This window comes from Mesorhizobium argentiipisi (SeqCode), from assembly GCF_037179585.1.
Classification (GTDB): Bacteria; Pseudomonadota; Alphaproteobacteria; order Rhizobiales; family Rhizobiaceae; genus Mesorhizobium; species Mesorhizobium argentiipisi.
Genome location: NZ_JAPYKO010000135.1, coordinates 1 through 268, shown reverse-complemented (window position 1 = coordinate 268; position 268 = coordinate 1). Strand labels below are relative to the sequence as shown.

Below are 268 nucleotides of genomic sequence, written 5' to 3'. Positions count from 1 at the left end.
ATGGCAACTGTGTTCATGCGAATGCGGTTTTGTCGCGAATGATGGCGTTGAGGACGACCAGGAGCTTCCTTGCGACGGCGATGATAGCCAGTTTCTTGGAGCCTGAGCGGGCGGCAAGTGCGGTGTAGAAGGACTTGAACCGGTCGCAGGTTCTGATGGCCGTGAGGGCTGCCATATAGAGGGCGCGGCGTACGCGTGATCGCCCGCCCTGGATCTGGCTCCTGCGGTTGAGCTTGCCGCTCTTGTTGTCGAACGGGGCAAGGCCGAC

General features: G+C 60.8%; 1 protein-coding gene. It reads right to left on the bottom strand.

Annotation, left to right across the window (positions count from 1 at the left end; genetic code table 11):
* Positions 1-13: 13 nt before the first annotated feature.
* Positions 14-268, bottom strand: a 255-nt coding sequence (locus O7A05_RS34275) for a transposase (RefSeq protein WP_337097831.1), incomplete at its 5' end; no start/stop codon positions are given.